Raw genomic sequence first — 13969 nt, 5'->3', positions numbered from 1 at the left:
TCCTTTACCAGAGTTAACTTCCGGACACAAAAAAACCGGCCTCATATCATATGAGCGTCCGGTTCTGCAGCGTGCTTATTTTTCTGCCTTATCCGCCGATGTTCTGCTTCCTTTTACCGCTGGCTTTGCAGGCAGGTAAATAGTAAAGGCTGTCCCTTTCCCTTGTTCAGATGACACATTCAGAGCGCCATTTACTTCTTCGATCACCCTGTAACTTGTTGTGAGCCCTAAGCCTGTTCCGGTTTTTTTAGTGGTGAAAAATGGCGTCCCGAGCTTTTCTATCGTTTCTTTATCCATTCCGACACCTGTGTCTTCTACCTGAATGATCACATGTGAATCATTTTCAGTTTCGTCTTCCACCGTGGTGCGGATATTCATCCTCCCTCCGTCGGGCATAGCTTCTATGCCGTTTTGGATCAGATTAATGAATACTTGCTTTAACTTATTCGCATCCATTTCCACTGCTGGAAGCGATCCGTGGAAGAACGTTTCAAGGTCAACATGGTTTTTATAAATCTGAGACGAATAAAGCGCCAATATATCTTCGAGCATTTGATCGATATTAATTTCAGCCTTTTTCTCTTCCGGATTCGGATTTGCTATGTTTAAAAGTTCATTCATAATTTTGTTTACACGCTCAATTTCTTCTATAACTAACTGATAGTAATTTTCCTTCACGTGGCCGTTCTGCTCGTAAAAAAGCTGGATAAATCCTTTAATTGTCGTTAACGGGTTTTTAATTTCGTGGGCGAAGCCGGCCGACATTTCTCCAACTACTTTAAGCTTCTCTGAACGGATCAGCTCTCTTTCCATCTTTCTTTTTTCTGTTAAATCATAAAAGACGACAAGCATTTCATCCTCTACCGTTTCATCTTCAGGAGTCGGAAGTGTCGAAAGACTCAGAAACAAAGTCCGCTCCTGTCCGCCGCACTTGCATTCTATTTCATATTCGGAACGCACCTGCTCTTCATCTTTTAATTCAAGCAGCCCGCTGCTCTCCACTACAGACTTAAAAGCCGGAGACTGGCCGATCAATTCATCAAGCTCCATACCGATTACATCATTTTTATCCTGGCTGAACATCTCTTCACACATCCGGTTAAATACGGTGATCCGCTTTGTCTTTCGGTCGAAAGCAAAGACCCCGTTGTCCGTGGTCTCAAGAACAAGAGCGGCCTTTTTATGGGAGCTTTCCCGTTCTTCAAGCTGGCGGGTCATTTCATCAAATGTAGTGTTTAAATCGTTTACTTCCTCGTAAGCATAAACATATTCCTGGTTATCCCGATTCCCGGCTGCCACCCGTTTCGTCGACTCAACAAGCTGGCTGACCGGCCGTACCAGAAAATCAGACAGACGGTACACGGCATATGTGAGGACAGGAAAAACAAGACTGAAGAATATGAGGTACCTGATGAGAAGGGTGTTTAATGGCGAGTATAACTCGTCTTCCTGAACAGATACGCCTACGTACCAGTCATGCATAAACCCTGGAAACGGATCGATCCTGTTAAAATAGTGGACTTCCCCGTCCACCACACTGGCCAGTTCCCCGTCTTCAATTTTCGTTTCAATATGGTTTTCGGAAATTTGTTTTTCCTGAAAGTAGTTTACATTTAATACTTTTTCAGGGTCCGGATGAAAAGCAACCTCTCCTTCACTGTTTAAAAGGAAGGTGTAGCCTCCCCATCCAGCCTCCTGCTGCTCTTCTGTATAATCACCGAGCTGGCTGTAAAGTGTTTCTACATCAAAAGTCGGTGAAACAACTCCGATAATTTCCTGGTTCATATTATATATCGGGGAGGCAACTACCATCACCGGTTTGTCGAGAAGCGGTGACACATAAAGATCAGAAACGACTGTATGCCCATTAAGCGCTTCCTGGTACCATTCTCTTTCACTCAAATCCTGGTCAAGCACTTCCGTTTCCGTGTCTGAAACGACAATTCCGTTTTCATCCAGTAAGATTATATCCACGTAAAGGTCATGTACACCCATAAAAGAATATAATTGGTCTCTGATATCCAAAGTGGAACTCTCAGGATCCATTAAGACAGGGTTTTGTGCCAGGAAGGCTGCGTCAGCAAGCCTCTCTTCCATAAAACGCTTTATTTCAAGATTGACACTGTAGCTTTGAATTGCCAAAGAGCGCTCCACACTTTGTGTCATCTCCTGTTTCTGGCTTGTATAACTGATCACACCGACTGCTGCCATTGGCACAAAAGCAATCAGTATGAAAAATAACAGCAGTTTGGACCGCAGTGTACGAAACATAATTAAATCTCCTTATTAACTTTCTCTATCTATCATTATAATGCATAGCGTTTGTAACATGTGCTAAAATGCGACATTTTTCGCAAAAATTCGACATATATATATTTATAATTTCATTTGACCATCATATAAGGGTTTAACATGTTTGTAAAGGGGAATTAATAGTAATTTAATAATTGTGAAACATTAAAAAAGACCCATAAAAGGAACTCTTTTCCTTAATGGGCCTCTGTTTTCAAGAGTTTTCCATATAGTATTTATATAGTGCCTGAGTACCTGAATTTTCTTCTCCTTTTTCAGCCAGCTCCTGGTAAAGTTTTTTTGCTACTACAAGACCGGGAGTTTTAAGCCCCAGTTCATCAGCTGACTCGATCGCAATGGCCATATCTTTTATAAAATGTTTAATATAAAAGCCCGGAGCAAAGTCGCCTGCAATCATTCTCGGCCCCAGCTTGGACAATGAAAAGCTTCCTGCCGCCCCGGTTTCAATTGTCTGCAGGACATTTTCCTGATCAAGACCAGCTTTCTTTGCGTAAGCAAGCGCTTCGCTAACACCCATCATCGTACTGGCTATAGCAATTTGGTTAGCCATTTTAGTATACTGGCCTGCTCCAGCATCTCCTTGAAGGCGGATATTTTCTCCCATAAGCTCTAACACGGGAAGAAGTTCTTTGAAAACTGATTCGTCTCCCCCTGCCATGATTGCAAGTTTTCCTTCCCTGGCCCCTGTATCGCCTCCTGAAACAGGGGCATCCAGGGCGTAAATGCCATATTTCTTTGCTTCGTTATAGAGCTGTTGGGCGAGTGCAGGTTTTGAAGTCGTCATATCCACCACATATGTACCCTCGCCGGCGTTAGCCAGTATGCCGTCTTTGCCAAAATACAATTCCTCCACGTCATGCGGATAGCCCACAATTGTCAGTATGACTTCAGATTCTCTTGCAAGCTGTGCTGGCGATGCACACCATTGGGCGCCTTCTTTGATCAGTTCATCTGCCTTCCGTTTTGTACGGTTATAAACAGCTACTTGATGGCCCCCTTTCATCAGATGACGGACCATGCTGGTTCCCATAACGCCTGTGCCAATAAAACCGATTGATTTTTTAGCCATCGTATCCTCTCACTCCCTTAACAGATTTAAACAAACGTATCAGGATGAGGCCCGAACCTCAAACCCTCATTGCAGTTATTTAAAACGGCCATCTCTTCTCCTGTCAGCTCAAAATCGAACAGCTCGGTATTTTGTTTAATTCGTGAAGGTGTAACAGACTTTGGAATAGTAACTACTCCGTTTTGCAAATCCCAGCGCAATAAAATCTGAGCAGGTGTTTTGCCGTACTTTTCAGCGAGCTTCATAAGCCGGGGATCATCAAATTTTCTCCCTCTGGTTAACGGGCTCCAGGCTTCAAGCTGTATCCCTTTATCTTTACAGTACTCATGCAGTTCAGACTGGGTAAGCCATGGATGGTACTCTATCTGATTCACAGCAGGCACGACCTCTGCCTCCTCGAGCAGGTCCTCCAGATGGTGGATTAAAAAGTTGCTTACACCAATCGCACGGACTTTGCCTTCGTGATATAGTTTTTCAAGCGCCCGCCACGTCTCTTTGAACTTACCGGTGACCGGCCAGTGGATTAAATATAAATCTATTATTTCCACTCCCAGTTTCCGCCTGCTCTCTTCAAAAGCAGCTAGTGTTTCATCGTATCCGTGATCGTCATTCCATACTTTCGTAGTTATAAAGATCTCATCGCGGGAAATCCCTGACTCTGCTATAGCCCGCCCGACACCTTCTTCATTGAAATAGAAAGCTGCTGTATCAATGCTTCTGTATCCGGATTCAAGGGCAGTTTTGACGGCATTAACCACCTCTTCACCGTCTTCCGCCTTATAAACTCCCAGCCCGACCAAGGGCATACGGATACCATTGTTTAACGTTATGGTTGATTGTAAGTTTTCCATCAGATTTGCCTCCTAATTTGACCACTATTATTCCACTGTAACCGGCAATTGCCAATCCACTTCGGTCTGGCCAGTCTTTCTTAGAAATTCATTCGTCCGTGAAAAAGGCCTGCTGCCAAAAAAACCTCTTCGCGCTGAAAAAGGACTGGGGTGGGGCGACTGGATAATACAGTGGTGACTGTTGGTAACGAGTTCCCCTTTCACTTGAGCATGCTTCCCCCAAAGTATGAACACAACAGGCTGCTCTCTGTCATTAAGCTTCTTAATAACCTTATCAGTCAGCTTTTCCCAGCCTTGTCCCTTGTGCGACTGGGGCTTCCCCGCTCTTACAGTCAGTACATTGTTCAGCAGTAACACGCCTTCTTCCGCCCATTTCTGCAGAAATCCGTGCTCTGGGACAGGGTGGCCCAAATCCTCATGAAGCTCCTTATATATATTTTTTAGTGAAGGCGGGACTTTCACGCCAGGCTGAACAGAGAAACTGAGGCCATGAGCCTGGCCGGCTCCGTGGTAGGGGTCCTGTCCAATGATTACCGCTTTCACATCTTCATAAGGTATGCTGTGAAGGGCATTATAAATATCATCCATTGGCGGATAAACAGTTTCATAAGTATATTCTGTTTTTAAAAATTCGCGCAGTTCAAGGTAATAGTTTTTATTAAACTCTTCATCCAGGACTTCTTTCCAGTCATTTTTTAAAGGGTTCATGCAGTCACCTCTCCTGTTTCTTTTGACGGTATATATGCTTCATCCCTTCCCTTTTACTGAGCGGTTCAAGCTTCTCATTATCTATGAAAGAGGCAACTGGCCGGGGGTTTGTTTTTGAATATTCTCGAAGCGCCCAGCCGATCGCTTTTTTAATAAAAAACTCTTTATCCCGGCTGTTTAACCGGATGATATGAAAGAGCCTCTCTTGATTGGTCCGTTCTTTATATTTTAACTGATATAAGATCGCCGTTCTTCTCAGCCACATATTTTCGTGGCTCTTCCATTTCTCTGCAGCTTCTTCTTCGAGGCCGGGGTGCCTGATAAAAAAAGGGCCCACTATATTTGAGGCCAGTGTATCTACAGTGTCCCACCAGGATTGAGTGGTTATTAATTCTTCCAAAAAAGGCAGATGCTTTTCTTCCAGCCATTCCGGCTTTGCTGCAAGCACAGTTAAAACTGCGTAATGGTATTCCCTTTCCGGCAGCACCCATATGTCTTTTAAAAAAGTAATGGGCAGTTCTTTTTCTTTTAATATTCCTGTCTCATTAAAAAACTGACGAAGAAGCACCTTTCTCTCTGGAGTTTTAATTCCGAGAAACGGAAAGTGAAGTTTCATATATTCAGCCATAGGTTTTGCCTGTCCGGTGTTCCTGTTTTTTTCAAAAAGATAGACGAGTTTTTTTAAGTACACCGTAAACACCTCTTTATTTATCGCACCAATTTATGGCATAATATAAAGGACTTTGGTAACGAGACAATTGTCTCAATAACACAAGAGCAGCCTATTTATTAAATCATAATAACTATTACCGTTTTATAGATTCAAAGGAGGTAAAATGGATGGCAAAACTATTAATTACTGATGACGCAGCTTTTATGAGAATGACGCTTAAGAAGATGGTGACCGATGCAGGGTACGAAGTCGCATGTGAAGCCGGGAATGGCCAGCAGGCAGTCGACCTGTACAAAGAGCATCGGCCTGATCTTGTCACTATGGATATTACGATGCCTGAAATGAATGGTATTGAAGCGCTTGAAAAAATTAAACATTTTGACCCCGAGGCTAAAGTCATTATGTGCTCAGCGATGGGGCAGCAGTCGATGGTTGTAGATGCTATTCAGAAAGGGGCCATCGACTTTATAGTTAAGCCGTTTGACAGCCTTCGTATTAAAGAAGCCATTGGAAAAGCTTTATCCCGTTAACAGGAAGTGGCTGTCTTCACCGACTTTCCCGAAGGCGGCTTCGGGAAAGTGGATTTTCAGACGTCGCTTATCCTCCGGGTGTCACCGCCTTCGTTCCCGAGAAGAATAGTGAGGTGTTACATATTGGACGATAAGCTAAGTTTCGCTCAAAACCGCTATTTGCTTTTATTTGTTAATTGCCTGCAGATTCCATTTTTCAACTGCAACAGAGGTTTTTTCTGAGCTTTTTAATAGGATGGACTCGTCATCTTCTTCAGGGAAAAATCGGGAGGTCATGACGGTTTCTCCTCCGTTGATAAACACCTCAAGAGAAGACGCGTCCATATAAATCTGCAGATCTCTTAAGTTTTCTACCCTCGCATGGCGCTGTTCAGTCAACCGGGTTTTCATATTCTTTCTCTCAAGTGTAAGAAGGTGCTCTTCTTTATTGTAAACAAGCCTTGCTTCTCCACGGAAAATCGTTTCAAAAATACCTTCAATGCCTTCCAGGCCGTTAATAGAAAGCTCCACTGATTTCCCGCTTACGTTTTCCAGCTGGACAGGCTCCTGTCCAATTTCTGCATTTTTGTGCTCTACGTGATTTTCCCGCAGTTCTTTAAGTTCTTCAACCGGCTGTTGAATGAGTGTGCTTCCAATTACAGATAATTGCCGCGGGACTGTCAGACAGTGAACCCATCCGTGTTCAATAGTTGGGTGATACTCTTCATCCTGCTCGGGAACGCCCATCCAGGCTGTAAGAATTCTGCGCCCTTTATCATCAACCGCTGTCTGAGGCGCGTAAAATTCAAACCCTTTATCCAGTTCGAAAAAATCTCCATGGTGAAAGGCAGGCGTCTCATAGTCCATTTCTCCAATAAAGTAACCCGCCTGATAGGTGTTCTGATAATAAATGCTTTCCTGCTCCAAGCCTTGCGGAGAAACGACAAGCACATCTTTACCATCCAGGTGAAACAGGTCCGGGCATTCCCACATAAAGCCAAAATCTTCAAGGCCGCCGATATGTGAACCCGCTACCGGCCCTTCAAACATCCAGTTTTTAAGGTTCGCGGATTTATACAATAAGGCCTGTCCCTGCTTGTCTGTCGTTTGTGCACCGATTACAAGATACCAAATGCCGTTATGTTTCCATACTTTAGGGTCACGGAAATGCGCCGTATATCCGTCAGGCAGCTCATCTATGACAGGACCTTTCTTTTCAAAGGTCACTCCGTCTGAAGAAGTGGCCATACATTGGTAAGATTCCCTGTTGCCTTCTTCATCTTTAACATTCCCTGTGTAAATAAGCGCCAGTCTACCATCATGGTCTACAGCACTCCCTGAATAGCATCCATTCTTTTCAAACCATTCACTTGGGGCGAGCGCCAACGGTTCTTCTTTCCACTTCACAAGGTCTTCAGATGAAAAGTGGCCCCAGAATTTAGCCCCATGTGCGCAGGCAAAGGGATTCCATTGATAAAAAAGATGATAGACCCCTTTCCATTGGATCCAGCCGTTCGGGTCGTTCAGCAGACCTGCTGGAGGCATCAGATGGAAAGACTGTCTGTAAGGGTCCGCATTTACCCGCTCCTGATGTTTTTTAACTTCTGTATATGCACGCTGATGCAGTTCCTTTTCTTTCTCAGTCATGAAATATTAAACTCCTTTAATTATGGCTCTGTTAAACTTTATTGTTAATATTCCCTGCATCCCCTCGCTTTTCCCGAAGGAGTCTCGGAGATTTCGGGAATATCATTTTTACCAGTAACAGACTTTAACAGAACATTAATTTTTGTAATTAGTACTCACTCATTTTTGTTTTTACTTCATCCAGTGTCGGCAGAGCGGTCATCGCTCCTTTAGTGGATGCCGCCAGTCCTCCTGACACAGAAGCAAACCGGGCCATCTCTTTTATCTCATCAGCAGTCAGCTCTTTCAGAGGTTTTTCCAGAAGATGAAGCTGATAAAGAATGCCTGATACAAAGGCGTCGCCCGCACCTGTCGTGTCGACAGCTTTCACTTTCATTGCTTCTACTTTAACAGGGGCCTGTCCGTTTAAAAAGATATAGCTTCCTTCCGCCCCTAAAGTAATAAAGATTAACGGAATGTGAAATTCATCAAGTTTGGCTACTCCTTTTTCAATGTGTGATTCGCCTGTGATAAATTCAAGTTCTTCCTCAGAAATTTTAAGAACATCCGCTTCCCCGAGCATGCTGCGGATTTCTTCTCTGGCCTGGTCTTCACTCGTCCATAACCCTAAACGTAGGTTAGGATCATAGGAAACAATCAATCCCTTCTCCCTTGCTGTTCTGACGGCTTTTTTTGTAGCTGACTTTGCCGGTTCACTAATAAGGCTTATAGAACCGAAATGAAGAAGATTGTGACTGTCAAATAAAGACTCGTCCACCTCGGCTTCTTCTAAAAACCTGTCGGCGCTCGGGTCAATATAAAATTCAAAGCTTCGTTCTCCTCCTTCACCAAGAGTGACAAAAACGACGCCTGTGCGCGTATCCTTTGTAAACCGCATGTTGGAGGTATCTACCCCGTAACTGTCCAGTGTGTCTTTTAAAAAGCGGCCCAATACGTCATCTCCCACTTTACCTAAAAAAGAGGTTTTAGCATCCAGCCTGGCAAGGCCTACTGCCACATTGGCGGGTGCTCCGCCCGGGCTTTTCTGAAACGTTTCATTATTGTCATCGAGAGGGATAAAATCTATTAAGGCTTCCCCTAAGCTGATAATTCCTTTAGTCATTGTCTTTTCCTCCTGCCTGTTCGTATTGTTCACTAATCTACATATTTATGCTGTCTATTATACGTCTCCTTCCCTTTATGGACAATGGCACACACAGGAAAAACAGCAATTGTCCTTTTTTGTCCAACTTTAAATTTCTGCTGCCTTAGCAATTACATTTTGTAGTAATCCGATTGGATTTATTTGCACACTTTCAGTGACCTGCTAAAATAAAGAATAAGACTCAATCGTTCGATAACCTCCCTGTAAAGAAAGGATGACCCATGTGAAAATATATATTCTGCATGAAAATGATGAATGGACGAGACCGCTTCTCGAAGCATTAGAAGAAGAAGGAGTGCCTTTCGAGGACTGGCATTTAAGCGAAGGGACGGTTCCTTTGGATGAAGCTCCGCCGGAAGGCATTTATTACAACCGGATGAGCGCTTCTTCCCACTCGCGCGGACACCGTTATGCCCCGGAACTGGCCCATTCCGTTCTAATCTGGCTTGAAAGCCACAATCGCCCTGTTTATAACAATTCTCAGGCCCTCAACCTTGAGTTAAGTAAAACAGCGCAGTATGAAGCTTTAAAAGCATTTGACATCCCTGTTCCAAAAACGACTGCTGTTCTGGGAAACAGCCAGCTGATCAAGGCCGCTGAAAATTTCGGCACTCCTTTTATTACTAAGCATAACCGTGCCGGGAAAGGCCTTGGTGTCCATAAGTTTGATTCTCCGGAAGCATTAAAGAATGCTGTTGAGGGCGGAACTATTGAACAGCCTGTTGACGGAATTATGCTGCTCCAGCAATACATTAATGCTCCCGACAACTCTATTATCCGCTGTGAGTTTGTAGGAGGGAAATTTCTATATGCGGTAAAGGTCGACACGTCAGAAGGGTTCGAACTGTGCCCGGCCGAAGCGTGCGATATTCAGGAACAGTTCTGCCCGGCTGACAGCCCGGAACCTGCCGCTGAGACAACGAGGCCAAAATTTGAAATTATTGAGGGTTTTTCAAGTCCGCTAATTAAAAAGTATGAAGCTTTTTTAAAGGCAAATGGCATTACTTTTGCTGGCATTGAGCAAATTACCGACTCAAAAGGCCAAACCTTCACATATGATGTGAATACAAATACAAATTATAACCCTCAAGCCCAGGAAAAAGCAGGAGTATACGGAATGAATGAAGTGGCAAGGTTCTTAAAAGGAAAATTAGAAACTCTTCTAGTATGATAGAATAGAGAAACTTAATCAGGATAATGAGGAGGAAGGAAAGATGAAACCAATTGACCCGCAGCTCGTTCAGGAGAAATTAACAGAACTGGCTGGCACGTCTTTATACATTCATCTGGAAACAACAAACGGGGCGTATGCCTCACATAAAAATCAGTCTTTCTTCTCCGCAGGAGCTTTTATCAGAAATGTTCAGCTCAACTTCTTACAAGGAAAGATTACCGGCAAGGGCCCATACAGAATAGGTCTTGAAACGGAACTGGGCTGGCTGTATGCAGAAGGACTGACCGAATGGGAAACAGATGAAATGAACAGGGTATTACTCGCCGGCCATGACGCCGACGGAAAACTGGCTATAGCTTTAGAACTGAGTGAAAAGCCTTTCCCAAAATAAACAGAATCAAATTTAAAAGGATGTGATCGGATGGAAAACCACGTACTCGTTATTTTTCCCCACCCAGACGATGAAGCCTTTGGAGTTGCCGGTACAATCCTTTCTCATACCCGAGCCGGCACACCAGTGACATATGTCTGCCTGACTTTAGGAGAAATGGGAAGAAATATGGGGAGGCCTATAATTGCTAATCGGGAAACGCTCCCTGAAATCCGCAAACTTGAACTTACCGAAGCTTGCCGCCTGCTCGGGGTGGAAGATTTACGACGTTTTGGGATGAGGGACAAAACGGTGGAGTTTGCTGACCAGGAAGCACTTCAAAGCAGGTTATTTGATGTGATTGAAGAAGTGAATCCCTCTCTTGTCATTACGTTTTACCCCGGATACGCCGTTCACCCGGACCATGATGCCACAGGGGCAGCAGTAGTTCAGGCGGTTAAAAGGCTCCCTGAAGGAGAACGCCCTAAAATACACGCGATCGCTTTTGCCCAAGGATGTGAAGATGTCTTAGGCGAGCCGGATATCGTACATGACGTCTCGGACTTTGCCGACCAGAAAATGAAAGTTATTGAGGCACATGCCTCCCAGACATCAGGCGTTATCGACACGATGAAAAAACAATTTCTCGAAGAAGATGAAACCGTGCGTGACCGTATGATTGTTGAACGCTTTTGGACCTTCCCTCTGTAGCTGCCTGCATTGAGAGCCGCGGATAAAGCATGCAGTTTCTCATGCTTGTCCGGCAGGCCGCATAAATAATATAAAGCACCGCCCGCTTACTAGCCTGGTAAGCGGGCGGTGCTTTCCTTTAAACCCCTTCACTTTTACTCATTTTATCGTATTTGTAAGGCAAAGATTTTCCGCTTTTTTCTTCAAGTTCCTGCTTTACTCTCTCGGGAGAGCCTATGCAAAACTGAAAGGTCCGGTGTTTATTTGGGAATTTAGCGGTTATCTCAATGGTCTGCCTTTCAAATTCATACCTGACGATTTGAGAAGTTTCCAGAACCGTTTTGATTTTCTTTTTCCACAAAGGAACAAAGAGAACAAAGTTATCAGTTATGACTAAATAACCTTTCCTGTCGCTGGAAATTTTAACAGCATGGACGATGAGGCTGCTTTTTTCATTAACCATCCCTTCAGCTTTGTTTAAAGCAATCTGGCGGGTTACAGAATCATAACCGACAGTCAACACTGCAGCTGCCAATAAGCTCAACACACTGTACAATGGACTCCATTGCCATAAAATGAGCGGGGCTAGAATAGCAAAAAATAAAATTGAAAGCACATAACGTAAATATCTTCCTGAAAATGGACTTGAATGTCTGACCATGATCGTTCACCTCCTGCTTTTTTGTAAATTAATTAAATATTCGGATGATTTTAACAAGTTAATTATATAATACTATCATACTTTATGACACAAATGAATAAAAAATGTACACGTCTGGAAAAAAAAGCGCTAATGAACGATATTATTCACTAGCGCCTGCAGAAATCCACTTCATATTAAAATGCCATTACTCGTGAAAACGTAAAAGGTCACTGTAAATAATTTTGTCGGAATAATATAATTCCCACTCTCCACGATTCACTGCTTCCATACATTTTTCGAGAGAGAGAATATCTCCATTGTCTGCATCAAAACATGTTTCACTAGTATAAATAAACTCATCTGTAATCACGCTGCCGTCTCTTTGAACTGCAAAGTCATCCCGCTCTTCTGAAAGAAGATCGCTTCCAAACATGACATGATCGTCTTCAGGCAAGCCTAATAAATTTAATACAGTCGGCATAATATCGATGTGGCCCCCCACAGTATCAGATGTAAAAGCTTCTTCTTCCATTCCGGGCACGTGGATTATTACCGGTACCCTGTCAAGTTTAACCGCTTCGTCGTCGGTCACTTCATAACCGAGATACTCAGACAAATCATCATAATGGCTGTCAGCGATTCCGTAATGGTCTCCGTACATGACAAACATCGTATTTTCGTAAAGGCCGGCTTCTTTCATTTCTTCAAAAAGAACCCGCATCGCTTCATCTGTATAACGGACAGTCGGGAAATACCGGCTGACTATATCACTTTCAGAATCATAAGGCTCGATATAATGGTCCTCAGGATCAAGCTCATAAGGAAAATGATTCGTTAATGTCAGAAAGGTACTGTAAAAAGGCTGATCCATTTCTTTCAGATAAGGCATGGACTGTTCGACAAAATCTATGTCTTTCAAGCCCCAGCCGACTGAATTATCCTCTGTTACGTCAAAGTAGTCGATATGGTAAAAATGGTCATAACCTAGAATGTCGTAAGTGATATTCCTGTTATAAAACGTCTTATCGTTGGCATGGAAAGACGCTGTAGAGTACCCTCTATCCTGCAGCGCACCCGGCAGAGGCGTCAGAATGTTTTCATCATGAGTATGAAAGACCGCTCCTCTTCCGAGAGGATAAAGGGAATTGTTCACCATAAATTCCGCATCAGATGTTTTACCCTGTCCTGTCTGATCATAAACATCACTGAAATAAAAACTGTCTTCAATAAGCTCGTTTAAAAATGGCGTTATTTCCTCTCCGTTAACTGTTTCGTTAATGACGAAACTCTCCACCGATTCCAGCGAGACGACTACAACATTCATACCCTCTGCTGCGCCATGCAGTTCGCGGTCAGGTTCAACTGAGTACATATCCAGATGATCATTAATAGTCTCCCAGTCGTCTTTGTCTGCAAAAACTGTCTGCGAACTCGTCGTTAAATGAAGGTAAGCGTCATAAATATAAAAATTATATATACCGAGACTTTTAATCACATTATCCCTGTTAAAAGAGTGGGTTCTGTGATCTGTCGTGTCGATCTGTCCGGCTACCACAATTGTTCCAACTACTACAGCCATTACGGCGTATTTTGACCTGCTTTGCCGGAACAGAACCTTATTAACTGTGAAAAAGGCAGGCTTTTTAGCTAATATATATCCTATAACAATGAGATCGAGAAAGAAGAAAATATCATACCATTGAACAAGCTCAAACACACTCGTACTCAAGTCCCCTGCATTGCCGCTCATTACAAGCATCGGTAAAGTAATAATATCTGTAAATTCACGGTAATAAACCGCATTCGCATAAAGCACAATGGTCAGGAGGATACTGATAATAAAATAATAGGGCCTTTGGATCTTTGGTTTCAGCAGTAAACCCAGACTGAAAACAACTAATAAGAACGCTAAAGGATTTAACAGGAAAATTAAAGCTTCTAAAAATTGATTTATTGTTAAATTAAAAGTAAGCGTCGATACTAAAAATGTTTTAAACCAAAGGATCCCCAAACAAAACAACATAAAGCGGTGCTGATTAAGAAAATTTTTCATGTTGGGCCAATCCTTCCGTATATTAATATCCATAAAATATCCATATAATATTTAAATAATATTATATAAGTATTTGCTTATCCGACTCAACTAAATAGCTCGATTTACACCTTTTTAGAGATTTA

The 13969-nt window shown here is 43.1% G+C and carries 13 protein-coding genes; 4 read left to right on the top strand and 9 right to left on the bottom strand.

Going from position 1 to position 13969, the window contains the following annotated elements; translation table 11 throughout:
- Nucleotides 1-75: 75 nt before the first annotated feature.
- The 5 genes from K8O68_RS02905 to K8O68_RS02885 all read right to left on the bottom strand — a co-directional run bounded on the left by K8O68_RS02905 (nt 76) and on the right by K8O68_RS02885 (nt 5632).
- Entirely contained in the window at nt 76-2271 is a 2196-nt protein-coding gene (locus K8O68_RS02905; RefSeq protein ID WP_230895441.1) for an ATP-binding protein, read from the bottom strand.
- Nucleotides 2272-2506: 235 nt separating this feature from the next.
- On the bottom strand, nt 2507-3382 hold the full coding sequence (locus K8O68_RS02900; RefSeq protein WP_230895440.1) for an NAD(P)-dependent oxidoreductase: 876 nt from the start codon (nt 3380-3382) through the stop codon (nt 2507-2509).
- Between the two features lie 26 nt (nt 3383-3408).
- On the bottom strand, nt 3409-4233 hold the full coding sequence (locus K8O68_RS02895) for an aldo/keto reductase (RefSeq protein WP_304618632.1): 825 nt from the start codon (nt 4231-4233) through the stop codon (nt 3409-3411).
- Between the two features lie 27 nt (nt 4234-4260).
- Nucleotides 4261-4941, bottom strand: coding sequence for a uracil-DNA glycosylase (locus K8O68_RS02890; RefSeq protein WP_230895439.1), 681 nt, complete (start codon nt 4939-4941; stop codon nt 4261-4263).
- 4 nt (nt 4942-4945) lie between these two features.
- Nucleotides 4946-5632, bottom strand: a complete 687-nt coding sequence (locus tag K8O68_RS02885; RefSeq protein WP_230895438.1) for a DNA alkylation repair protein — start codon at nt 5630-5632, stop codon at nt 4946-4948.
- 149 nt (nt 5633-5781) lie between these two features.
- Here K8O68_RS02885 and K8O68_RS02880 point away from each other — a divergent pair, with 149 nt between their 5' ends.
- A complete protein-coding gene (locus tag K8O68_RS02880) occupies nt 5782-6144 on the top strand; it encodes a response regulator (RefSeq protein WP_230895437.1) in 363 nt (120 codons plus the stop codon).
- A 165-nt stretch (nt 6145-6309) separates the two neighbouring features.
- Here K8O68_RS02880 and K8O68_RS02875 read toward each other — a convergent pair whose 3' ends face one another.
- Complete coding sequence (locus tag K8O68_RS02875; RefSeq protein WP_230895436.1) at nt 6310-7770, bottom strand: glycoside hydrolase family 32 protein; 1461 nt, start codon at nt 7768-7770, stop codon at nt 6310-6312.
- 148 nt (nt 7771-7918) lie between these two features.
- Nucleotides 7919-8872 carry an aminoimidazole riboside kinase gene (locus K8O68_RS02870; protein WP_230895435.1) on the bottom strand — a complete coding sequence of 318 codons (954 nt, stop codon included), beginning with the start codon at nt 8870-8872 and terminating at the stop codon, nt 7919-7921.
- A 265-nt stretch (nt 8873-9137) separates the two neighbouring features.
- Between K8O68_RS02870 and K8O68_RS02865 the strand changes: the two genes are divergently transcribed.
- From K8O68_RS02865 to bshB2, 3 genes are read left to right on the top strand one after another with little or no spacing between them, the layout of a single operon-like run.
- Nucleotides 9138-10085, top strand: a complete 948-nt coding sequence (locus K8O68_RS02865; RefSeq protein ID WP_370640474.1) for an ATP-grasp domain-containing protein — start codon at nt 9138-9140, stop codon at nt 10083-10085.
- Nucleotides 10086-10128: 43 nt separating this feature from the next.
- Nucleotides 10129-10479: a YojF family protein gene (locus K8O68_RS02860; RefSeq protein ID WP_230895433.1), complete on the top strand. Its 351-nt coding sequence runs from the start codon at nt 10129-10131 to the stop codon at nt 10477-10479.
- Between the two features lie 30 nt (nt 10480-10509).
- Nucleotides 10510-11169, top strand: coding sequence for a bacillithiol biosynthesis deacetylase BshB2 (gene bshB2, locus K8O68_RS02855; protein WP_230895432.1), 660 nt, complete (start codon nt 10510-10512; stop codon nt 11167-11169).
- A 118-nt stretch (nt 11170-11287) separates the two neighbouring features.
- Here bshB2 and K8O68_RS02850 read toward each other — a convergent pair whose 3' ends face one another.
- Together K8O68_RS02850 and K8O68_RS02845 are read right to left on the bottom strand one after the other, a co-directional pair.
- Complete coding sequence (locus K8O68_RS02850) at nt 11288-11809, bottom strand: hypothetical protein (RefSeq protein WP_230895431.1); 522 nt, start codon at nt 11807-11809, stop codon at nt 11288-11290.
- 187 nt (nt 11810-11996) lie between these two features.
- Nucleotides 11997-13844, bottom strand: a complete 1848-nt coding sequence (locus tag K8O68_RS02845) for an LTA synthase family protein (protein WP_230895430.1) — start codon at nt 13842-13844, stop codon at nt 11997-11999.
- Nucleotides 13845-13969 lie beyond the last annotated feature (125 nt).

The sequence above is a fragment of the Salipaludibacillus sp. CUR1 genome (assembly GCF_021028955.1).
Classification (GTDB): Bacteria; Bacillota; Bacilli; order Bacillales; family Salisediminibacteriaceae; genus Salipaludibacillus.
This window is presented reverse-complemented; position numbering and strand designations above follow the sequence as displayed.

Coding starts and splice junctions, on each gene's coding strand:
- K8O68_RS02905 (WP_230895441.1), bottom strand. CDS start 2,271: ATGTTTCGTACACTGCGGTCCAAACTGCTGTTATTTTTCATACTGATT.
- K8O68_RS02900 (WP_230895440.1), bottom strand. CDS start 3,382: ATGGCTAAAAAATCAATCGGTTTTATTGGCACAGGCGTTATGGGAACC.
- K8O68_RS02895 (WP_304618632.1), bottom strand. CDS start 4,233: ATGGAAAACTTACAATCAACCATAACGTTAAACAATGGTATCCGTATG.
- K8O68_RS02890 (WP_230895439.1), bottom strand. CDS start 4,941: ATGAACCCTTTAAAAAATGACTGGAAAGAAGTCCTGGATGAAGAGTTT.
- K8O68_RS02880 (WP_230895437.1), top strand. CDS start 5,782: ATGGCAAAACTATTAATTACTGATGACGCAGCTTTTATGAGAATGACG.
- K8O68_RS02875 (WP_230895436.1), bottom strand. CDS start 7,770: ATGACTGAGAAAGAAAAGGAACTGCATCAGCGTGCATATACAGAAGTT.
- K8O68_RS02870 (WP_230895435.1), bottom strand. CDS start 8,872: ATGACTAAAGGAATTATCAGCTTAGGGGAAGCCTTAATAGATTTTATC.
- K8O68_RS02860 (WP_230895433.1), top strand. CDS start 10,129: ATGAAACCAATTGACCCGCAGCTCGTTCAGGAGAAATTAACAGAACTG.
- bshB2 (WP_230895432.1), top strand. CDS start 10,510: ATGGAAAACCACGTACTCGTTATTTTTCCCCACCCAGACGATGAAGCC.
- K8O68_RS02850 (WP_230895431.1), bottom strand. CDS start 11,809: ATGGTCAGACATTCAAGTCCATTTTCAGGAAGATATTTACGTTATGTG.
- K8O68_RS02845 (WP_230895430.1), bottom strand. CDS start 13,844: ATGAAAAATTTTCTTAATCAGCACCGCTTTATGTTGTTTTGTTTGGGG.